Genomic DNA, 21,966 nt, shown 5'->3' with positions numbered 1-21,966 from the left:
CGCACCCCTCGGGTCGGGGGAATGCTGTGCGAGAGCCCCTCATCCGACCTCCGATTCGATCCATTCGAGGTGGGCCGCGACCCTCCGCAGTGTCCCGGGGTCGGGGACCAGGCCGAACAGGGCGGCCGCGATATGGTTCGGGTCCGCTCCGGTCTTCGCGGCAAGGACGGCGACAACCCGGTCCGGTGGGGTGTCGGCGGTGACGCCGAGCGGAGTGCGGATACGGCGCAAGGTGGCTGCCCGCAACTTCGCGGCGACGTGATCGTGGTCCTTGGATCGCCGATACAGCGCCGCCTGCCCGGCGAGCAGCTCGTTAGCCGCGACCTCGACCGGGCGCGGCTCACGCACCAGAGCGCCGCGCCGCCGCGCCCGCCACCACACCACCACCACGGCGGCGATCAGGAACTGCGACCCTCCGAAGAAGACAGGCGCGGGCAGCCGCTCCCAGATCGGGTCGGCGCCCGGGCCGAGGACAGGGCGGCCCGGCGATGGGGCGTCGGGCAGATCCGAAGGCGGCTTCGGCGGTGGCGGCGCCGTCGGCGCACTACAGGACTGCAGCGCGCCATAGAGCAGCAGCAGGACAATGGCCGCTGCGACAAGAACCATCCAGAATTTGGGGCTACGCAACAACTTCGGCAGTGGCGGGAGCCGTCGCCTGGTCCGCGGCCGCTTCGCCGCCGCGTCGATCTCGGTGGGTTCCGGCACGGGCGGCGGCGCGGCGGCGGAGAACCGGTCGGCGTATTCGAGTCTGCGGTATTCGTTCTCGGTGGCCGGACGCCCGCCGTAGACCACCTCATCGAAACTGTCTGCGGTGGGTCGCAATTCGACGCCGACCTGAAGTGAGAGCGCGGCCGTCACGTCGACTGCGGTTTCCCGCGCGGTCCGCGAGCGGCGTACTTCCAGCACGCCGCGCTGTTCGAGGCCGCGCAGCACCGCGCGGAAGCGTTCGCGCAGGGCGCTGTCGAAATCGCCGCGCTGCGCAGCCGATTCGGCGGCAGTCCGGTGATCGGCGGCGCTGCCGAGCCGAGGAGCGTTCGGTACCCGATCGCTCGTCGCCACTTTGATCGGTGCGACCTGCGCCGGTCCGCTGCCCTGCCACACCACGGGGCTGCCCGGCTCCTCGTCCGGACGCTCGCTCACCGAAGCTCCTGACGGCTGCGGGATCTCCGCAGCCGGTCGCTGCTCGGTGCGCGATGGTGCCTCATCGCGCCTCCTGCCCGGGAATGCGAATGTCCAAACCCTCTCTGCGGCAGCGGCGATCGATGTAACAGACGACGCGCGAGGACGACTCGACCACCTCACCGCCCGCGCTGAGCAACAGCACGGCTCCGGTGGTCAGAACGATCACCGGCCACCGATGGGTACCCGTGACATCCGCGAGGAACCAGGGGATACCGAGTAGCGGGACGGCGAGCAGTCCGAACAGCGCGCGTTGGGTTATCCACAGTCCCGCGGTCGGCCAGTCCGCGCCCTCGACGAGCAGTCTCGAACGAGCGACGGCCCCGAGGTGCGAGGTCTGCTCGACCAACAGCACCGGAACGGCGACCCAGCGGCGTGCCCGCAGCCAGCCCAGCCAGAGCAAGGCCAGCGGCAGCGTGACGATCAACATGCCGCACACCACGATCACACCGACACCCGCCAGCGTGAACAGCAGCTGGAACACCAACAGGGCGCCGAACCTCGCACCGAACCGCCCGAGCGCGGTGCGCCAGCCGATCGACCTGCCTGCGACGGTCGCGAGCCCGATCGACACGGTCGCCCCGCGCAGCACGAAACGCAGCAGCCATGCGCAGGCAGCGGTGGACAGGATCGCTGCCCACGCGGTGCCCGCGTCCGAGCCGTCGGTCAGCGCGGAGACGCCTGCTGTCACCGCGACGACCACCGCCTCGGTGGCCAGCAAGCACGCGATGCCCAGCCCGGCCAGGACGCGAATGTTCGCCTGGATCAACGCGAACGGCACGTCGAGCAGTTCACGGAAGGTCAGCGGTCGGATCGGCACCGTCGTTCCAGGTGACCCTGGTACCGGATCTGTTCCCGCCCCGACGGCACCGGCCGGATCGGCGGCTGGTGACACAGGCCGAGTCTAGCTGTCAACGCTCGAGCGGGCGGTCACCTCAGCGGCCGGGAGGCGACTCGTCGGGCTGGCTGTCCGGCGGTTCGGATTGCGGATGGTCGGAGAGTTCATTCCTGCGTACGCCGGTGGGCAGTCCGTAACCCGCCGCACCGGTAGGCGGGAGACAGGAGTGCCGCCGGGCGCGCGCGGCGGGGTGGTCGGCGTCGACGACCGCCGAGGCGATGCGTTGCGCGTGAACGACTTCGGGTGAACTCTGGCGGAGGTGGTACCCGACGGGAGCGGCTACGGCCTGGCCGCGCGAGTCCTGCTCTTCGACGGTGACCTTGTGCGTGCGGCGCAGGGTGAAGGTGATCTCCTCGGCCTCCTCGAACGCCTGCCGTGCGGTGCGCAGCGGGTGCGTCGCGGTGTCGATCGCGGTGGCGACGAACGACGGGACCAGCGGTCGGAGGAAACGCGCCGCGGTGTCGGTGAACGGCACGATGCCGATCAGAGGTAGCTCGAGGCCGCCGGTCTCGGGCACGGCAGGCGCCCGCGTGCTGGTGCCGGGGACGGGAAGGTTCGGCATGGCGATCCGCTCTTCGGGTACCGGGCCGACTGGTCGGTCGTCGGCGGATGCCGCGGGAAGTTCGGGGCGGCTCGGCGGCTCGGTGATACCGATCTCGATGCCGCCGATGGCCGCGATGATCCGGGTGCGCTGTCGTTCCCGTTCGATAGCGGTGTCGGCCGCTGCGGCGAGGCGGGCGGCGGTGAGGTGCTGTTCGGCGCGCAGGGTCTCGGCCTCGGCGCGAACCTCGGCTTGTTTCACCGCGATCGCCGCATCGGCCGCGCGCTCGGCGCGGTCGTGCACGGTGCGTGCCACGTTGTGCCGGTCGAACGAGGTCTCGCCGCGCCACCAGCGCAGCACCAGCGCCAGGAGCGCGAACACGACGAACGTCGCGATGGTCAGGATGCGCAGCGCGAGCGAGTCACGCACCGTGTAGTCGTTCATCGCCTGCCAGTGCGCGCCGAGCCCGCGGTCGGCCTCGTCGAAGGCGGCGGTCCGCGCGGTCGCGACGGCGCTCTCTTTCTCGGTGGTCCGTCGGTCGGCCGCGTCCACCCGATTCTGAGCCGTGGCGAGTTGCTTGCGGGCGTCATCGAGCATGCCGTCGGCGGTCTGCGCGGCAGGGCCGCGTCCAGGGACGCCGGTGATCCTGGTCTGCGGGCACTCCGGGGTCGGGCGGTACTCGCAGCGGGCGATCACCAGCGCGCGGTCGATATCGGCTTGCGCCTTGATGATCGACTGGTCCAGCGCGCTCCGGTCGGCCTTCGCCTGGTCCAGTTCGACCTGCGCCGCGATGACCTGTGCCGCCGAACCGACCGAGCGTTGAGCCTTTTCGTCCAGGATCCGATCGACGGTGGCGCCGAAGAGCACGACCGCGGCCAGTTCGCCGATCAATCCGCCCGCCAGCACCGCGATCGCGATGCGCGCGATCATCCCGAGCCGATCCGGACCTCCGCTCGGACGTGCGGTCGCGAGTGCCCGCGTGAGGGCGCCGGTCAGTGCCGCGACGGTGAGGGCCACGATGAGGGCGGCCCAGTGCGGCCAGGTTTCGGTCGACGTGAGAGCGAGGACGGTGACCGCGCCGGACACCGTTGCGAACAGCGCGGCGACCGCGCCGGCGAGGGCATATCCAGCACGCTCATGGCGGTCGGTGATAGCGCTGGACCGACCCCCGCCGAGCCAGGTGAACAAGCCGGTGACGGTCATCGGAATGCACATCCTCTACATCCCGGCCGCTCCCCGGGGTCGGCGAAACTGTCACGGATTCGTTGTGACAGCGTGGCAGGCTGGGACCCGACACACCGAGTAGAGGCGGTCGGATGTGTTGAGGCTCACAGATTGCCGCATATCGCGCGTCGTGCGGTGGCCGAATGTGCCTACTCCGATGCCATGATTCGGTTCCGCGCCGCCGACCCCAGGAGGTTTCGACATGCGCCGAGTCTTGCTGGTGATCTGCGCCGCGGCGCTGTTCCTGTGCCCGCCCAGTGCGAACGCATCCCCGGCCGACGAGTCGCTCGACCGGCTGATCGCGCTCGTGGTCGAGCGACTGGACACCGGCGATGTCGTGGCCGCGGCGAAGTGGACGGCGGCGACCGCCCGCGGCATCGAGCCGACCATCGACGATCCATCCCGTGAGGCCGAGGTCTATGACGCGATGGCCCGACTGGGCCGGGAGCGTGGGCTGCCGGCCGACTGGGTTCGGCAGGTGTTCGCCGGCCAGATCGAGGCGAACAAGACGGTGCAGCGCGGGTTGATGACGCGCTGGCGATTCGATCCCGCCGCCGTGCCTCGCGCGCCCGCCGACCTGGTGTCCGTCCGGCCGATCATCGACCGAGTGAACGATGAGATCGTCGAACAGTTGGCCGCGCAGCGGAACATGCTGACCGGGCCGGACTGTATGGAACGGCTGGCGCACAGCGTTTTCGACGTCGTCACGGCGGGCCGGACCGATGCGTTGCACCAAATCGCGCTGGTCCGCGCCACGGCCTCGCTCTGTTCGGCGTAGGTGGTCCGGCTGCGCGAACCATCTGTCCGGGCCAATTCCGCCGCCAGATGTGACCAATGCCACCTTCGTGTTATTTGCTGATTGTGTGCTGAATGCCACAACGGACAAAAGAGGCCGGACGGTCGGATCGCATTACCTGCCTGTCACGCCCCTGCCCGAAATATCTCGTCGGGGGCGCGCCAAGTTAGCCGTAGCCGATTGGTTTGCCGTGCCGCGGACCGGGGAAATCTATTCCGATGCAGGTGAGGGCGGTTTCTCGGCTTTTCTGTGAGGTGACGGATGCTGTCGCGCGCCGGGGTTCCCGAGGTGGCATCGAGTGCCAAGGGGATCGATCGCGCGGTACTCGCTGCTTTACACTGGACGACGCGCACACGTGGAGGACCCAATGAAGAAGCCCAGCTAGACCAGGTTATTAGGAAAGCCTGAATTGGTTGGGCTTCAGACCTGACTTATCGTTTGCTCTGACGCCGGACACAGAATGACCGGCTGCATCTCCCGCTCGGACAGCCCCAGCCGGTGCCCAGCCTAGCGGGCAAGGCCACCTGCTGAGGTAAGGATCTTGTTAGGGATCCGTTACCGACGAGCACCCCAACGTCACACCAGCGGGTGGAACAACTGCAGACCTGACTGCATGCCGAAGACCATCAGCGCGGCTGGCTTCGGAACGTACGGGCGCTTGTACAGAGGCGTTCGACGGAAGGCCGTTTTTCTTCGAAGGCCGACTTTCTTGAAGGCAGAGGCATGACGCAACTACCTGGCCACGGGTCTCCCGGACCCATCGGGCTCTACGACCCGGCGAACGAGCACGACGCCTGCGGCGTCGCATTCGTCGTCGACATGCACGGCCGCCGCAGCCGCGACATCGTCGACAAGGCTATTACGGCTCTGTTGAATCTGGAGCATCGTGGCGCCGCGGGTGCCGAACCCAACAGCGGTGACGGTGCGGGCATCCTGATCCAGATTCCGGACCGCTTCTTCCGCGCCATCGTGGACTTCGCATTGCCGCCGGAAGGTTCCTACGCCTCCGGTATCGCTTTCCTGCCGCCGGCCCGTCGCGAGGCCGCGCGCGCCGCCTACGGCGTGGAGAAGATCGTCAAAGAAGAGGGTCTCGAGGTCATCGGTTGGCGTGACGTGCCGATCGACGAGTCATCGCTCGGCGCCCTCGCGCGGGACGCCATGCCGAGCTTCCGACAGATCTTCATCGCCTCGCCGACGAGCGCTGCCGAGCCGTTGACGGGGATGGATCTGGAGCGACGCGCCTACGTCGTACGCAAACGGGTCGAGCACGAACTCGGGTCGGCCGGTGCTGGTGAGGGACCGGTCGGCAAGGAGTCGGTGTACTTCCCGAGTTTGTCCGGGCAGACCTTCGTCTACAAGGGCATGTTCACCACGCCGCAACTGCGTGCGTTCTATCTGGACCTGCAGGATTCCCGGGTGGAGAGTGCCCTGGGCATCGTGCACTCCCGGTTCTCCACCAATACGTTCCCGTCGTGGCCGTTGGCACACCCGTTCCGCCGCATCGCGCACAACGGTGAGATCAATACCGTCACCGGCAACGAGAACTGGATGCGCGCCAGGGAAGCGCTGCTCAACAGCGACGTCTTCGGAATCGACTCCGCGGGCAAGAACCGGCTGGAGAAGATTTTCCCCGTCTGCACCCCGGGAGCGAGCGATACCGCCCGTTTCGACGAGGTGCTGGAACTGCTGCATCTCGGTGGCCGCAGCTTGCCCCACGCCGTGCTGATGATGATTCCCGAGGCATGGGAACGCAACGACACCATGGACCCGCAGCGGCGGGCCTTTTACGAGTACCACTCGATGCTGATGGAGCCGTGGGACGGCCCGGCATCGGTGTGCTTCACCGACGGCACCGTGGTCGGCGCCGTCCTCGACCGCAATGGTCTGCGTCCCAGTCGCATCTGGGTGACCGATGACGGTCTGGTCGTGATGGCCTCCGAAGTCGGTGTGCTGGACATCGACCCGTCCAAGGTGGTCAAGAAGGCCCGGCTACAGCCGGGCCGGATGTTCCTCGTGGACACCGCGCAGGGCCGGATCGTCGGCGACGAGGAGATCAAGACGGCACTCGCCGCCGAACAGCCGTACCAGGAATGGCTGGACGCGGGCGTCTCCCGGCTTGCCGACCTGCCCGACCGTCCGCATGTGCACATGTCGCACGACCGCGTACTGATCCGTCAGCAGATCTTCGGTTACACCACCGAGGAGCTGAACCTGCTGATCTCGCCGATGGCCAAGACCGGAGGTGAGGCGCTCGGTTCGATGGGCACCGACACCCCGATCGCGGTGCTGTCCGCCCGCCCGCGCCTGCTGTTCGACTACTTCTCCCAGCTGTTCGCGCAGGTCACCAACCCGCCGCTGGATGCGATCCGGGAAGAGGTCGTGACCAGCCTGAAACGCAACATCGGCCCGGAGGCCGACCTGCTGCACCCCGGGCCGGAATCCTGCCATCAGATCGCGCTGGAGGGCCCGATCCTGGACAACGACGAGCTGGCCAAGCTCGTGCACATCAACGACGACGGCTCGCACCCCGAACTGCGCTCGGTCGTGATGCGCGGCCTGTATCCGGTCCGCAAGGGCGGCAAGGGCCTGCGCAAGGCGCTCGAGGCGATCAACATCCAGGTGTCGGCCGCCATCGACGGTGGAGCGCGGATCATCGTGCTGTCCGACCGCGAATCCAACGAGAAGCTCGCGCCGATCCCCTCGCTGCTGCTGACCTCGTCGGTGCACCACCATCTGGTGCGTGAGCGCACCCGCACCAAAGTCGGCCTGGTCGTGGAGGCCGGTGACGCCCGCGAGGTGCACCATATGGCGACTCTGGTCGGCTTCGGAGCGGCCGCGATCAACCCGTACATGGCCTTCGAGACCATCGAGGACATGCTCGAGCGCGGCGCGCTCGAGCTGTCGGACAGCACCGGTGGGCAGCAGCGCAGTTCCCCCGATCTGCGCGCCGACTACCGCAAGGCGGTCGCGAACTACAACAAGGCCGCGGGCAAGGGCGTACTGAAGGTGATGTCCAAAATGGGCATCTCCACTCTGGCCTCCTACAACGGTGCCCAGCTGTTCCAGGTGATCGGTCTGTCGCAGGATCTGGTGGACGAGTACTTCACTGGCCTGCGCTCGCATCTGGACGGCATCGATCTCGACGACATCGCTGCCGACGTCGCCGCGCGCCACGAGATCGCTTTCCTGGAGAACCGCAACGAGCGCGCGCACCGCGAGCTCGAGGTCGGCGGTGAATACCAGTGGCGACGCGAGGGCGAATACCACCTGTTCAACCCGGATACGGTGTTCAAACTGCAGCACGCCACCCGGTCGGGTCAGTACTCGATCTTCAAGGAGTACACCAAGCTGGTCGACGACCAGTCCGAGCGGCTCGCCGCGCTGCGCGGACTCTTCAAATTCAAGAGCAAGGCGCGCACCCCGATTTCGATCGACGAAGTCGAGCCCGCCTCCGAAATCGTCAAGCGGTTCTCCACCGGCGCGATGAGCTACGGCTCCATCTCGGCCGAAGCGCACGAGACCCTCGCGATCGCGATGAACCGTCTCGGTGGACGGTCGAACTCGGGTGAGGGCGGTGAATCGCCCGCGCGCTTCGAGCCGGAGGACAACGGCGACTGGCGGCGCAGCGCGGTCAAGCAGGTCGCCTCCGGCCGCTTCGGCGTGACCGCGCACTACCTGACCAACTGCACCGACATCCAGATCAAGATGGCGCAAGGGGCCAAGCCCGGTGAGGGCGGCCAGCTTCCCGCGCACAAGGTGTACCCATGGGTCGCCGAGGTGCGGCACTCGACGCCGGGCGTCGGCCTGATCTCGCCGCCGCCGCATCACGACATCTACTCGATCGAGGATCTGGCCCAGTTGATCCACGACTTGAAGAACGCGAACCCGCAGGCGCGGATTCACGTGAAGCTGGTCGCGGAGCCGGGTGTCGGCACCGTCGCCGCGGGCGTCTCGAAGGCACACGCCGACGTTGTGTTGATCTCGGGCCACGATGGCGGCACCGGTGCGTCGCCGCTGACCTCGCTGAAGCACGCGGGTGGTCCCTGGGAGCTCGGCTTGGCCGAGACCCAGCAGACATTGCTGCTCAACGGTCTCCGTGACCGCATCGTGGTGCAGGTCGACGGCCAGATGAAGACCGGTCGCGACGTGATGATCGCGGCGCTGCTCGGTGCCGAGGAGTACGGATTCGCGACCGCGCCGCTGGTGGTCTCGGGCTGCATCATGATGCGTGTCTGCCACCTGGACACCTGCCCCGTCGGTGTCGCGACGCAGAACCCGGTGCTGCGGGACCGCTTCACCGGCAAGCCGGAATTCGTCGAGAACTTCTTCCTGTTCATCGCCGAAGAGGTCAGGGAACTGCTGGCGCAGCTCGGCTTCCGCACATTGGACGAGGCCATCGGCCGGGTCGACCTGCTCGATACCCACCGGGCCAAGCAACACTGGAAGGCGAGCAAGCTGGACCTGTCGCCGATTCTCGACAACGTCGAGACGGCGTTCATGTACCAGGATCTTCGGTGCACCAAACCCCAGGACCACGGCCTGGACAAGGCGCTGGACCAGCAGCTGATCTCGCAGAGTCGCGACGCGCTCGACCGCGGCCGGAAGGTGAAGTTCGAGACCAAGATCACGAATGTGAATCGCACCGTCGGCACCATGCTCGGCCACGAGGTGACCAAGCTCTACGGCGGCGCCGGTCTGCCGGATGACACCATCGACATCACCTTCACCGGCTCGGCGGGCAACAGCTTCGGTGCCTTCGTGCCCGCGGGCATCACGTTGCGGGTGCAGGGCGACGCGAACGACTATGTCGGCAAGGGTCTGTCCGGCGGCTACCTTGTGGTGCGCCCGTCGCTGAACGCGCCCGCGGAGTTCCGCGCGGAACAGAACATCATCGCGGGCAACGTGATCCTGTTCGGCGCCACCAGTGGGCAGGCGTTCCTCGGCGGTGTGGTCGGCGAGCGGTTCGCTGTGCGCAACTCCGGCGCCACCGCGGTGGTCGAGGGCGTCGGTGACCACGGTTGTGAGTACATGACCGGTGGTCGGGTGGTCATTCTCGGCGAGACCGGCCGCAACTTCGGCGCCGGGATGTCCGGTGGCGTCGCGTTCGTCTTCGACCCGCACGGCACCTTCGAGGCGAAACTCAACCCCGAGCAGGCCGACGCGATCGAGCAGCTGTCCGGTGACGATTTCACCTGGCTGCGCGACATCATCACCCAGCACCGGGACCAGACCGGTTCCGGTGTCGCCGATCGCATTCTCAGCGATTGGTCGCAGCAGGTGAACCACTTCGTCAAGGTCATGCCGCGCGAATACAAGAAGGTTTTGCTCGCCATCTCCGAAGCCGAGAAAAGCGGCAAGGACGTGGACGAGGCGATTATGGAGGCGGCCCGTGGCTGACGTGAGACGCGTCCGTGAGCTGAGTTCGATGTTGAGAGGCGAGAGTTCGGAGGCCGCACGTGGCTGACCCCCAGGGATTTCTGAAGCACACTTCACGGGAGCTGCCCAAGCGGCGGCCGGTGCCGTTGCGCCTGATGGACTGGCAAGAGGTCTATGAGGAGAATTTCTCCCACCAGACCCTGAAGAGCCAGGCCAGCCGGTGTATGGACTGCGGTATCCCGTTCTGTCACAACGGCTGTCCGCTGGGGAACCTGATTCCCGAGTGGAACGACTTGGTCTACAAGGACCGCTGGCGGGAGGGTATCGACCGCCTGCACGCGACCAACAACTTCCCGGAGTTCACCGGGCGGCTGTGCCCCGCCCCGTGCGAGGCGTCCTGTGTGCTCGGCATCAATCAGGATCCGGTGACGATCAAGCAAGTCGAGATCGAGATCATCGAGAATGCCTTCAACGAAGGGTGGGTGACTCCGGTCTACCCGACCCGCCTCACCGGCAAGAAGGTCGCCATCGTCGGTTCCGGACCGGCCGGTCTGGCCGCCGCGCAGCAGTTGACCCGCGCCGGGCACACCGTGACCGTCTTCGAGCGGGCCGACCGCGTCGGTGGTCTGCTGCGCTACGGCATCCCGGAATTCAAGATGGAGAAGCGCTTCATCGATCGCCGTGTCGCGCAGATGAAGGCCGAGGGCACCATCTTCAAGACCGGTGTCAATGTCGGCGTCGACATCACCGCCGAGCAGTTGCGCGAGCAATTCGACGCGATCGTGCTGGCCGGCGGCGCCACCCTGGCGCGTGATCTACCGATCCCGGGTCGCGACCTGGACGGCATCCATCAGGCGATGGAGTTCCTGCCGTGGGCCAACCGGGTGCAGCTCGGCGACGATGTCACCGACGCCGACGGGCTGCCGCCCGTCCACGCGAAGGGCAAGAAGGTCGTCATCATCGGCGGTGGCGACACCGGCGCCGACTGCCTGGGCACCTCGCACCGGCAGGGTGCCGAGAGCATCCACCAGTTCGAGATCATGCCGCGCCCGCCGCAGGAGCGCGCCGCCTCGACCCCGTGGCCGACGTACCCGCTGATGTATCGGGTCTCCTCAGCGCACGAGGAGGGCGGCGAGCGGGTGTTCTCGGTGAACACCGAGCGCTTCGTCGGCAAGGACGGCAAGGTGGCCGGCCTGGAAGCGCATGAGGTCACCATGGTCAACGGCCGCTTCGAGAAGGTCGAAGGCACCGACTTCACCCTCGAGGCCGATCTGGTTCTGCTGGCGATGGGCTTTGTCGGTCCGGAGAAGCCGGGGCTGCTCACCGATCTCGGCGTCGGCTACGATCAGCGCGGCAATGTCCAGCGCGACAAGAACTGGGCGACCAACATCCCCGGCGTCTTCGTCGCGGGCGATATCGGTCGCGGCCAGTCCCTCATCGTCTGGGCCATCGCGGAAGGCCGCGCCGCGGCCGCGGGCGTCGACCGGTACCTGGAAGGCGAGACCGCTCTCCCGTCGCCGATCACACCTACCATGGTCGCTCAGCGCTAGACCTCTCTTACCGGAGCGGAAACAAAGACGCCTGTGGACAGTTCGTCCACAGGCGCCTTTGTTCTCGGTAGGGATGAGTCGCGCACCGGCCGATCTCGCCCGACCGTGATTCACGCCATACCGCGACGGTGGCGCGCGTGCACCGGGATGCGGCCTGATCCATGGTCGAGTAGGTGTGTTCGAATGGCATCCCGGCGGTTGTAGCCTTATTGTGATCTTCGGCGTGCCACTGAGTTTTCGATGTGGTTTGAAGTGCACGTCATACCGGTTTGGGTGGCTGTGTTCACCCGACGTGCACTGGAAAGACATCTGTCGCGTTCAGCATGTGACGCGGCGACTCGGCGGGATGTTCAACGAGGGCAAAGTTTGGACTGGAGCGGTATGCAGTGGAAGAAGGTCGTCGCGGGGCTCGGTGCCTCCGCGGCAATGATGTCCGGCATGGTTTTCGGCAGCGGTTCGGTAAATGCGGCCCCCGGATGCCCGAGCCTGTATGTAGTGGCGATTCCGGGCACCTGGGAGACCGGGCACGACAAGTCGCCGGGTCCCGGCATGCTGGCCGGCGTGACCAGAGGTCTGCCCTCCTCCGCGGAAGTCGATTACGTGACCTACGCCGCGACCGCCTTCCCGTGGGAAGGTGAGGTGTACGGCAATTCGAAGAAAGAGGCCGTAGACAACGCGCGCGGTCTGATCGCGGACATGGCGCAGCGGTGCGGTGCGACAAAGATCGCGCTCGTCGGCTACAGCCAGGGCGCGGACGCCGCCGGTGACCTCGCGGCAGAGATCGGCACCGGCCTCAGTGTGGTGGCGCCGGACCGGATCGCCGGCGTCGGCCTGATCTCCGACCCGCGCCGTTCGCCCACCGATATCCAGGTCGGCGCGCCCGCGCCCGGCGCGGGCGCGGGTGGCCCGCGTATCGGCGGATTCGGCTGGGTCAGCGATCGCACACGCACCATCTGCGCACTCGATGATCTCTACTGCGCGACCGCGACGGACGACTTCGTCACCCGGTTCGCCGGTTTCCTCGCCCAGACGTCGGAGGCCAACCCGGCCAACATGTGGCGCTACCAGATCGAGGCAGGCAACATCATCGGCGACCTGATGGCCTTCGGGGGTGTCCCGGCACTGCAGGCGCAACTGACCGATTCTGCGAACGAGCAGCGGGCCAAGGATCTCGAGCGCTTCTACAAGTCGCAGGCGCATACGCTCTACGGCAGCTACCCGGTGGGCGGCGGTCAGACCGCCATCTCCTGGATGCACAACTGGATCGCGGACATGGCCTGATCCAGCAGCGAAACCAAAGGCCCACCTCCGGACTCGGAAGGTGGGCCTTCGGCTTTCGAGCGAGCTGTGCGAATCAGGCGGATCCGGTCGGCGGCAACTGCGGGAACGGGCCCGGACCACCCGGGCCAGGGTGATTACCGGGACCGCGGTGCCAGCCGCCGTTCCCTCGGTGATGCCGATGGTGCCAGTCGATGCCCGGCTGCGGCGCATTGATGGGCGCCGCCTGCACCTCGACCGCGGTGCCGGAGGTTTCGGGGACCTCGGCGGACGCGGTCGCCGCGAGGGCGGCGAATGGAACGGCGACCAGCGCACCCGCCAGGGTTACCCGGGCGAGGCGCCGTGCCGGTGTCGTCTTTGTGGAGCGCAACACGGAATTCCTTTCTCTCGAACCGTGAGCGGCTGGTGTGGCGGCTCACGAGTCCATCGAAGGTTCCGTGACTGGGACCGCGGTGCGACGCGACTGGCAATCAGCTGGGAGCCGACCGTTCAGCGCTCGGTGCCGCTCGCGATGTTGCGCGGCAACAGATCCCACACGTGGCCGTTCTCGTTGACCGTCGCCGCCGTCCGACGCCCGGTGCGGGAGAACAGGATGCGGGTGATCGAGCAATAGTCGATGGGGAACGTCAGCGGCCGTTCCAGTCCGAGCACGTCTTGGAGCAGCACGTTGACCACGCCGCCGTGCGCGAAGGCGACGACCGTATCCGCGGGATCGGTGACCGCCGCGATTTCGGTGATCGTGTCCAGCACCCGGGTCTTGAATGCTTCGCCGTCGATCTGCGACGGCAGGTAGCCCGCTTTGATTCGGTCGTAGGCCTCCCGGAACTCGACCTTGGCGTCTTCGATCGGGATATAGGCGGGCAGGTCGCGATCGTATTCGGCGAGATCGGCGACGATCTCGACATCCAGCCCGAGCTTCACGGCGGTCGGCGCCGCGGTTTCGCGCGCTCGCCGCTGCGGGCTGCTGAGCACTCGGGAGATCCGATGATGGCCCAGCACCGCCGGCACCCGGTCCGCCTGCTCCAGGCCTACCGGCGCCAATTCGGGGTCAGCAGGACCATCCGAGGTCAGCATCCGGACCGGCTGGGCATGACGAACGAGGATCAACTGCACACGCTCACTCTGCCGCACGGTCGCTATCGGTTCCATCCGGGTCGGCACGCTCCTGCATCGGTGCTGCCGAGTGCGCACGTCGACGACTCCGACGATGATCTGCTGCTCGAGGCGTCGGCGGCGTCGAGCACACCATGCTGTGGTGGACGGCGCCGCGAGACCACACAGCGGTGAGTCGCGTTGCCGTCAGTGCGCCGGGCCGTTTCGAGTCGATCCCATGCGGTCCGGCCGAGTGCCGCGTACGGCTATTGGTTGTTGTTCTTCTTGCGGTTGGCCAGCAGATAGATGCCGCCGACGATCAGCGCGACGACGAGCAGGCAGCAGATCGCACCGAAGATCAGGCCTGCCTTGCTGCTCTTCTTCTTCCTGGCGGCCAGATCCATTGCCGAGTCCCACACGTCGGGACTGGCCCATACGCTGTGATCGAGCAGACTCGCGTTGGTCAGCAGGTCGAGGTACATCACAAACCCCTTAAGGCGTATCGGCCTCCTCCCGGAGCCGAATGTCCAAGCGTAGCTGCCCGATTCAGTCGATGTGAGTTCTTCGCCCGCGGTTTCCGCTCAACGCGGCTTTACCAGCGGAAACGGCAACGTCTCACGGATACTGCGGCCGGTGATCAGCATGACGAGACGATCGACGCCCATGCCGAGCCCGCCGGTAGGCGGCATCGCGTGCTCGAGCGCCTGCAGGAAATCTTCGTCCAGTTCCATCGCCTCGGGATCCCCGTTCGCCGCGAGCAGTGACTGCTCGGTGAGCCTGCGCCGCTGCTCCACCGGATCGGTGAGCTCGCTGTAAGCGGTGCCGAGTTCTACCCCCCAGGCGACCAGATCCCATCGCTCGGTGACGCCGGCGATGCTGCGATGCGCCCTGGTCAGCGGCGACACCGAGGTGGGGAAGTCGATGTAGAACGTCGGCTCCTCGGTGCGGGACTCGACCAAATGCTCGTACATCTCCAGCACCACCTGGCCGGCGTCCCAACCGTACTGGTACGGCACTTCGACTTTCTCGCACAGTTCGCGCAGCTCTTCGACGCTGGTATCCGGCGTGATCTCGGCGCCGATCGCCTCGGATACCGCGCCGTGCACCGTCTTGACCTGCCACTCGCCGGAGATGTCCACCTGCTCGAAGGCGCCGTCCTCGGTGGGCCGCAGGGCCACCATCGCACCGTTCGCGGCGAGCGCGGCATTCTGGATCAACTGACGACACGTGTGCATCATGCGCTCGTAGTCGCTGTGCGCCTCGTATGCCTCGAGAATGGTGAACTCGGGGTTGTGGCTGAAGTCGACGCCCTCGTTGCGGAAGGTCCGACCGAGTTCGAACACTTTCTCCATACCGCCGACGCACAGCCGCTTGAGGTACAACTCGGGCGCGATCCGCAGGTACAGATCCAGGTCGTAGGCGTTGATATGGGTGAGGAATGGCGTCGCGTTGGCGCCACCGTGCACCTGCTGCAGGATCGGGGTCTCCACCTCCAGATATCCCCAGGAGTTCAACGAATCGCGCAGCGAACGCAGCACCGCGCTGCGCTTGGCGAGCAGCTCGCGGCTCTCGGTGTTGATCGCCATGTCGACGTAACGCTGGCGCACCCTGGCCTCGGGGTCCGCCAACCCTTTCCACTTGTCCGGCAGTGGATGTAGGCACTTGCCGAGCATCCGCCAGTCCGCCGCGAGCAGCGACAGTTCGCCGCGGCGGCTGCGCCCGATCTGGCCGCTCACCTCGATCAGGTCGCCGAGGTCGAAGAACTCACCGAACTCGGCGCTGCGTTCGACGCCGACCCGCTCGCGATCGATGACCAGTTGGATGTCGTCGGTCCAGTCACGCACCACCGCGAAGATCACGCCGCCGTAGTCACGGATGCGCAGCAGTCTGCCGCAGACCCGGACCGTGGTGCCGCGCGGGGACCGCCGCGCTTCGGCGACGGTATGCGTCGGAGGATAGGCGACCGGGTAGGCGTCGACACCGGAATCAGTGAGGCGCGCAAGCTTGTCCATGCGCACACGCACCTGCTCGGGCCTGCGCGGCTGCTGCTCCTCGCTCTCGATCACGGTGCAGTCGGGCGGACTACCGTCGCTGTGCAAGCCCGTCATGCTGGTGGGCGCCGCGCTGTACACACCGGTATGCGTCACGGTGTCGGTGGCCTTGCCGAATCGCGGCAGGAACCCCTCGGCCAGCGCACTGGCCAGCGCGACGCGAGGCAGTTGCCTGCGCTCCTCGAACAGGAAGAACCGCGGCACCCAGTGCGGCTGGTATTTCACGTTCGAGCGATACAACGCCTCCAGCTGCCACCAGCGGGAGAAGAACAGCAGCACACCACGCCACAACCGCAGGACAGGTCCGGCGCCGATCCGGCCGCCCTCCTCGAACACCGACCGGAACACCGCGAAGTTCAACGACACCTTCGTGATGCCGTGTAGCTCGGAGGTCAGCGCGAGCTGCGAGATCATCAACTCCATCACGCCGTTCGGGCTCTGCGGGTCGCGCCGCATCAACTCGAGCGACGCGCCCGTGCGACCCCACGGCACCAGCGACAGCATGCCGAGCACCCGGTCCTGCGGATTGACCGCCTCGACGAGCAAGCAGTCGCCGTCCAGCGGATCTCCGAGCCTGCCCAGGGCCATCGAGAATCCGCGCTCGGTCTCGGTGTCCCGCCAGGCGTCCGCTCGGGCGATGACCCGAGCGAACTCCTCGGCCGGGATGTCGCGGTGCCTGCGAATGCGGATCGTGATGCCGTGTTTGCGTAGCCGATTCGCGGCTTGACGCACCGGCTTCATCTCCGCACCGGCCAGCGAGTAGTTCCTGGTGTCCAGAATCGCTTCGTCGCCCAGCCGTAGCGCGGAAAGGCCCGCCCGCCGATAGGCCGTCGCGCCGAGTTCACTCGCGCCCATCACCGCGGGGGCCCAGCCGAACCGGTCGGCCATGCGCAGCCAGGCATCGATCGCCTGCGGCCATGCCTCGCGGATGCCGAGCGGATCGCCGCTGGCCAGACAGACACCCAGTTCCACCCGGTAGGTCACCGCCGCCTTGCCGCTCGGTGCGAACACCACCGCCTTGTCGCGCCGGGTCGCGAAATAACCGAGCGAATCCTCCACATCCGAGCGTTCCAGCAGTCCGCGAATCGCCGACTCGTCGGTCCCGGTCATCGCGTTCGCCGCGCGCTGCGAGCGCAGCAGGATGACCACCGCCGCCAGCAACGCGATGGCGCCGAACAGACCCAGCAGGAAATTGACGAACGGCCGTGGGTGGCCGTCGAAGTGCTCGTTGTCCACCAGCACCGCCGCGGTCACCCGGTAGACCGCCCAGCCGACCCGCTGCGGTCCCTGCGGGAGGCTTCCGGGGAACATCTCCACCAGCCCCCAGCCGAGCAGGCAACCGATCGTCAAGCCGCCGATCAGCACACCGAGCGCCGTCCAACCCGCACCACGGCGCACCTTGGTGTAGAACTCCCGCCACGCCGCGATCAGCACGCCGATCACCCCGAGGTGCAGCACCATGGCCACCAAAGCGTTGATATCGCCGCTTTCAGCGAAGTCCAGACCGTTGGACAACGCGTAGAGCGCGAGATAGCCGAGCAGCAACCACCAGGCGATCCGTTTGCGACTGGCGATCGCGCCCGCCAGGAAGCTGACGACCAGCGCCCACATCAAGTTGGTGTCCGGCGCATCGAAGTAATAGATATCGATGTAGCGGCGCGGTATCTGGGTCAGGTAGCGCAGTCCGGGCGAGAGGCTCCACAGGAAGCACAGCACCGCGAACACACCCAGGGCCAATCCAGCGATGTGCGGCACCTCGGCGAGTCGCCCGTGCCCCCGGTGGGGGACCGGAGGCGTCGGGCGATCCGCGGGTGGTGCGGGGTCGAGGTGTTGCTGGGCTTGCAAGGATGTCACCGAACCAGTGTGTACGTTGCGCTATCTAATTTGCCACGCCTGTGACGCGGCGTGTTCGTGCTGGGTTTGTCGGCAGCGCCCGTGGCGCTGCGTGTTCGTGACCGCCTCGGGCTCGGCTCCGAGTGCTCGCCACTCGTGATCGCTTCGCATGTGCGGCGATCCCTCGGAGTTCCGGGGCGGTGATCGAGTGGTGCGCACCGGTCGCTGTGGGTCCAGGGCGGTTTTCGGCGCGGGTGGGCAGGGGAGTAAGTATTTATCCCATGCCAGAACCAGTCGATGTGCCGATCGATGACGACGTTATTCGGCTCGGCCAGTTTCTGAAGCTGGCCAACCTGATCGAATCCGGTTCGGAAGCCAAGACGGTGATCGCCTCCGGGCTGGTGCGAGTGAACGACGAAGTCGAGTTACGGCGTGGACGGCAGTTGCACGTCGGCGACATCGTCGCCATCGCCGGGCACAAGGCGAGGGTGTCCAGCTGATCACGGCGCGAACGACGGTCAGGACGCGGCGGCGTGCGCCAGTGGCCCGGACTCAGTCCTCGGCGCGCACGACGATGCCGTCACAGTCGCTGTAGAGCATGTCGCCCGGAACGAACGTGACACCGCCGAACTCGACCGGGACATCGCGGTCACCGCTGCCGGTCTGAGTGCTTTTGCGCGGATTGGTGCCCAGCGCTTTGATGCCGATAGCGAGAGTGCGCAGGACCGCGGCGTCCCGCACCGCCCCGTTCACGATGACGCCTGCCCAGCCGTTCTCGACACCACGCCCGGCGATGATGTCGCCGACCAGAGCGGTATGCATACCGGCGCCGCCGTCGACGACCAGCACCTTGCCCTCGCCCGGTTCGCCAAGCGTTTGCTTGACCAGCAGGTTGTCTTGGAAGCACCGGATGGTGGTGATCCGCCCCGAGAACGCCTCACGGCCGCCGAATTGGGTGAACTGGGTGTCGCAGCTGCGGATCTCCGGGCCGATCTCATCAGCCAGATCGGCGGTAGCGACGACATTCTGCATGTGGTTATTTTGCCGTGCGTTCGGCACGGCGTGTTCGCGGCCCCCTTGTGGTTCGTGTCCGAGCGGCGGACGCTCGTGACTGCGTCATCTGCGGGGTCGGCCGCTCCGAACCGAACCGGGCCGCGAACAGCGCTGGTAAGACTCGCGCTGTGGTGGGTGTCTTGGGAGGTGATGGTGTGCCGCATACGCGTGCGTGGCAGGTGCCGACAGTGCGTGCGCGGCAGTTGCCGGCTGTACGCGCGTGGCCATGTGCGGCGCTATCTGTGCCGGTAACGCAGTTCGTACAAGGCGCGGTCGTGGTCGGAGAATTTGTTGTGGTCCACCATCTCCGGATTCAGACCGTGCTGGACCAGTCGGAAGCGGCGCCAGACGTAGCTGAGCGCGACCGTGAATACGACCAGCGGAACGATCATCATCACGATCAAGCCGATCTTCAGGGCCATCGGCCCGGGGAACAACAGCACCAGGGCGAAGAACGGGATGATCGGACCGAGAAACCGGACGAGGTATCGCTCCATGGCCCCATGTCCGACGAGGTCGTGGATGACCCACTCGTGCAGCTCCTCAGGGAGCTCGCGGCCCAGATCATAGGCGATCCGTTGCCTTATCGTGGGAGTTTTCATGCCTCCAGGCTATGCCCGTGGTCTGGATCACCGCCATGGCCGGACCCAAGTCGGCGCAGGTGCCGCGTCGCTCAGGCACGCCCGTGTCTGCGCTCGTACGCGAGGCGTTCGCGCTCACCCCGGCGGCGGGCATCGGCGTCCGCCAGCGTGGGATCGAGGCCGTGTTTGATCAGTCGATGGCGTCGGTAGACGTACAGCAGAGCCACTGTGAAGTAGATCAGCGGTAGATAGAGCAGCGCCATCATCGCCAAGCCCATCCAGAGTGGGCCGGGCAGCAGCAGGAACAGCATGAGGACCGGGATGATCGGAACCAGGACCCGAATCAGGTAACGCCGCGTCGCGCCGGGGCCGATCAGGTCCTGACGCACCCACTCGGACATCGAGTTCGGCAGCGTACGGCCACAGATGTAGCCGATGCGCTGGGTGAAGGAGGGTGTCGCGTTCACGCTTCCAGCATTCCGGCGTCGGCTTCGCCCGCGCAACCATGGGGTTCGTGGGCGCGACAGCTACTGACGCGAGGCATGGAAGTCACTGATTTGGGTGACCAGGTTGTTCGTGCTGCGCTGTACGGCGATCTTCACAAATGGCTCGATCGTCTTGCCGAGGGCTCGCCCCGCCAGACCGCCGGGCACTCGGAAGTCCACGATCGCGTCAACGGTGCATCGAGCGGGACCTTCGGCATGGAACAGGAAGGTCGATTCGACCTCGAAGCCCTTGATCGACCGCACCGCGATGGCGTAGTTCTCTTCCCAGCGGACCACCTCGATCCGTGACTGCAACGAGGCGGGCCCCAACGTCATGTGTCCGTCGAAAGTGGCGCCGAGCCCGACGGTCTGCCCGCCGACCGGGGTGAAGGACTGCATGCCATGCAGGAAGAGCGGCAGGTGGTGATAGTCGTTCACGTACGCGAACGCGGACTCCGCCGAGGCTACGCACGCCTCGACGATCTGCACTTCGGTCATGCGGAAACAGTAATCGGCGACGATAACGGTCGTTCGATCATGCGATGACCGCCAGCGTCGCGGCCAGGCCGAAGGCCAGCGCCATGACGCCGACCTCGATGACCGCGCGGCGCAGCGAACCGTCCGCGCCCATCCGATGGTCGGCAGCTCGCGGCACCCAGGCGCGCCGCCACCACCAACCGAGCGCGAGCAACCCGATCAGCACCACTGCCTTCGCCAGCAGGATCCTGCCGTATCCGGTGGTGACGAACGGTGTGATCCCGCCGATCCGGATCACGCCGTTCAGCAGCCCGGTCACCGCCACCGTCGCCACCAAAGGCAACGCCGCTTCCGAATACCTCGGCAGGGCGATCGCCCACTCGCCGCGGGTGCGCACAACCAGCGCCAGCGCGATCAAGAGCCCGAACCAAGCCGCCGCTGCCAACGCGTGCACCGCGGCGAGTACCGAGCCCAGCACCTGCTGCGACATGTGCCCGGTGATCGGTCGAAGGGCCAGCGCGACCGCCGCGAACACCAGCACCAGGTCGGTCGATATGGCGTCGGGCTGCCGGAAGGCCAGTGCCGACCCACCGGCCACCGCGCCGACGCCGACCAGGATCGCGATCCCGACCTGGCCGCCGCTGATGTCCACGAGGTAGGCGCCGAATTCCGCGGCGCCGAGCCGGGCCGGTGGGACGCCGACGACCTCGGCCGCTTCGAACACCAGCACAGCGAACTCGGCGGCCGCCCAGACCCCGGCCAGCGCCGCGACCAGCCGCCACGGTGTGCGCAGCCGTGGCTGCACCCTCGGCAGCGCGGCCAGCCCGAGCACGGTCGCTCCGATGCCATCGGCCAACACCCGGACAACGGCCTGCACCGGTATCGTCCCGGGCAGATTCAACGCCCAGGCAAGTGCCACGCCGAGCAGCCCGGATACCGTGACCAGCAGCGGCGCCAACCACGGTGTGCCGACGGTCTCGCGCCGCGCACCGCCCCGGCCGCCGATCGTTCTGTCGTTCACCGTTTCGGTTTCCGGCTCCTGCCGCCGAACAGCGCGAACGCGAGCCCGCCGCCGAACAGCACGACGGCGCCGACAATGAACACCCACAGCGGAATCCCGCCCGAGCCGCTCTCGCCACCGCCCGCGTGGGCGTTCGGCTTGGGACCCGGTGTTCCGTTGCCCGGCTTGCTGAGCGTGAAGTGCCGCTTGCCGCTGACCGGATGTCCATCGGCGGAGGTCACCCGGTAGCCGATGGTGTACTCGCCGACCGGTCCCAGCTCGCCGACAGCGACGCTGACGGTCTTGCCGTCGACTACCGGATCGTCCTTGGACCACAGATTGCCGTCCGGGCCGACCACGGTGAGCGCCGGGAAGCTGGGTTGCAGCTCCTCGTTGAAGGTGATGCTGACCCGCGCCGGGCCGCTGTCGACAGTCGCGTTGTCATCCGGGACGCTCGCGGTCGGCGCCGAATGCGCGGACGCGATACCGGTCGCGGCGATGCCGAATGCGAGCAGGAACACACCTGCCACGAACGCAGTGAGTAGCCGTCGA

The 21,966-nt window shown here is 67.0% G+C and carries 18 protein-coding genes; 5 read left to right on the top strand and 13 right to left on the bottom strand.

Going from position 1 to position 21,966, the window contains the following annotated elements; translation table 11 throughout:
• Positions 1–39 precede the first annotated feature (39 nt).
• The 3 genes from AB0B25_RS00710 to AB0B25_RS00700 all read right to left on the bottom strand — a co-directional run bounded on the left by AB0B25_RS00710 (position 40) and on the right by AB0B25_RS00700 (position 3,821).
• The gene (locus tag AB0B25_RS00710) at positions 40–1,140 is read right to left on the bottom strand and encodes a DUF4129 domain-containing protein (protein ID WP_357172620.1); all 1,101 of its coding nucleotides are present in this window, start codon (positions 1,138–1,140) and stop codon (positions 40–42) included.
• Positions 1,141–1,201: 61 nt separating this feature from the next.
• Entirely contained in the window at positions 1,202–2,074 is an 873-nt protein-coding gene (locus AB0B25_RS00705; RefSeq protein WP_357172617.1) for a hypothetical protein, read from the bottom strand.
• Between the two features lie 40 nt (positions 2,075–2,114).
• Positions 2,115–3,821 (bottom strand): DUF4407 domain-containing protein, encoded by a 1,707-nt coding sequence (locus tag AB0B25_RS00700; RefSeq protein WP_357172614.1) that lies wholly within the window; start codon positions 3,819–3,821, stop codon positions 2,115–2,117.
• A gap of 223 nt (positions 3,822–4,044) precedes the next feature.
• Between AB0B25_RS00700 and aroQ the strand changes: the two genes are divergently transcribed.
• From aroQ to AB0B25_RS00680, 4 genes are all read left to right on the top strand, one after another.
• Positions 4,045–4,620 (top strand): gamma subclass chorismate mutase AroQ, encoded by a 576-nt coding sequence (aroQ, locus tag AB0B25_RS00695; RefSeq protein WP_357172611.1) that lies wholly within the window; start codon positions 4,045–4,047, stop codon positions 4,618–4,620.
• A 741-nt stretch (positions 4,621–5,361) separates the two neighbouring features.
• Positions 5,362–10,035, top strand: coding sequence for a glutamate synthase large subunit (gene gltB / locus AB0B25_RS00690; RefSeq protein ID WP_357172608.1), 4,674 nt, complete (start codon positions 5,362–5,364; stop codon positions 10,033–10,035).
• Positions 10,036–10,094: 59 nt separating this feature from the next.
• On the top strand, positions 10,095–11,564 hold the full coding sequence (locus AB0B25_RS00685; RefSeq protein ID WP_357172606.1) for a glutamate synthase subunit beta: 1,470 nt from the start codon (positions 10,095–10,097) through the stop codon (positions 11,562–11,564).
• Between the two features lie 381 nt (positions 11,565–11,945).
• Positions 11,946–12,845, top strand: a complete 900-nt coding sequence (locus AB0B25_RS00680; RefSeq protein WP_357172603.1) for a cutinase family protein — start codon at positions 11,946–11,948, stop codon at positions 12,843–12,845.
• 73 nt (positions 12,846–12,918) lie between these two features.
• Here the strand turns inward: AB0B25_RS00680 and AB0B25_RS00675 are convergent, their stop codons facing one another.
• The 4 genes from AB0B25_RS00675 to lysX form a co-directional block, all read right to left on the bottom strand.
• Entirely contained in the window at positions 12,919–13,215 is a 297-nt protein-coding gene (locus AB0B25_RS00675) for a hypothetical protein (protein WP_357172600.1), read from the bottom strand.
• A 116-nt stretch (positions 13,216–13,331) separates the two neighbouring features.
• Complete coding sequence (locus AB0B25_RS00670) at positions 13,332–13,955, bottom strand: histidine phosphatase family protein (protein ID WP_357173252.1); 624 nt, start codon at positions 13,953–13,955, stop codon at positions 13,332–13,334.
• Positions 13,956–14,200: 245 nt separating this feature from the next.
• Complete coding sequence (locus tag AB0B25_RS00665; protein WP_357172598.1) at positions 14,201–14,416, bottom strand: hypothetical protein; 216 nt, start codon at positions 14,414–14,416, stop codon at positions 14,201–14,203.
• A 99-nt stretch (positions 14,417–14,515) separates the two neighbouring features.
• Positions 14,516–17,839, bottom strand: coding sequence for a bifunctional lysylphosphatidylglycerol synthetase/lysine--tRNA ligase LysX (gene lysX / locus AB0B25_RS00660; protein ID WP_357172595.1), 3,324 nt, complete (start codon positions 17,837–17,839; stop codon positions 14,516–14,518).
• Positions 17,840–18,099: 260 nt separating this feature from the next.
• Here lysX and AB0B25_RS00655 point away from each other — a divergent pair, with 260 nt between their 5' ends.
• Positions 18,100–18,318, top strand: coding sequence for an RNA-binding S4 domain-containing protein (locus AB0B25_RS00655; RefSeq protein ID WP_357172592.1), 219 nt, complete (start codon positions 18,100–18,102; stop codon positions 18,316–18,318).
• A gap of 52 nt (positions 18,319–18,370) precedes the next feature.
• Here the strand turns inward: AB0B25_RS00655 and rraA are convergent, their stop codons facing one another.
• The 6 genes from rraA to AB0B25_RS00625 form a co-directional block, all read right to left on the bottom strand.
• Positions 18,371–18,850: a ribonuclease E activity regulator RraA gene (gene rraA, locus AB0B25_RS00650; RefSeq protein ID WP_357172589.1), complete on the bottom strand. Its 480-nt coding sequence runs from the start codon at positions 18,848–18,850 to the stop codon at positions 18,371–18,373.
• 257 nt (positions 18,851–19,107) lie between these two features.
• Positions 19,108–19,473, bottom strand: a complete 366-nt coding sequence (locus AB0B25_RS00645) for a DUF5313 family protein (RefSeq protein ID WP_357172586.1) — start codon at positions 19,471–19,473, stop codon at positions 19,108–19,110.
• A gap of 71 nt (positions 19,474–19,544) precedes the next feature.
• Positions 19,545–19,919: a DUF5313 family protein gene (locus tag AB0B25_RS00640; protein ID WP_357172583.1), complete on the bottom strand. Its 375-nt coding sequence runs from the start codon at positions 19,917–19,919 to the stop codon at positions 19,545–19,547.
• A 60-nt stretch (positions 19,920–19,979) separates the two neighbouring features.
• The gene (locus AB0B25_RS00635; RefSeq protein WP_357172580.1) at positions 19,980–20,435 is read right to left on the bottom strand and encodes an SRPBCC family protein; all 456 of its coding nucleotides are present in this window, start codon (positions 20,433–20,435) and stop codon (positions 19,980–19,982) included.
• A 37-nt stretch (positions 20,436–20,472) separates the two neighbouring features.
• Positions 20,473–21,435 carry a CopD family protein gene (locus AB0B25_RS00630; protein WP_357172577.1) on the bottom strand — a complete coding sequence of 321 codons (963 nt, stop codon included), beginning with the start codon at positions 21,433–21,435 and terminating at the stop codon, positions 20,473–20,475.
• Positions 21,432–21,944, bottom strand: coding sequence for a copper resistance CopC family protein (locus AB0B25_RS00625; protein ID WP_357172574.1), 513 nt, complete (start codon positions 21,942–21,944; stop codon positions 21,432–21,434). Before AB0B25_RS00625 ends, AB0B25_RS00630 begins: the two co-directional genes overlap by 4 nt.
• Positions 21,945–21,966: the final 22 nt, after the last annotated feature.

The organism is Nocardia sp. NPDC049190 (assembly GCF_040648115.1).
In the GTDB taxonomy this organism is placed as follows: Bacteria; Actinomycetota; Actinomycetes; order Mycobacteriales; family Mycobacteriaceae; genus Nocardia.
This window is presented reverse-complemented; position numbering and strand designations above follow the sequence as displayed.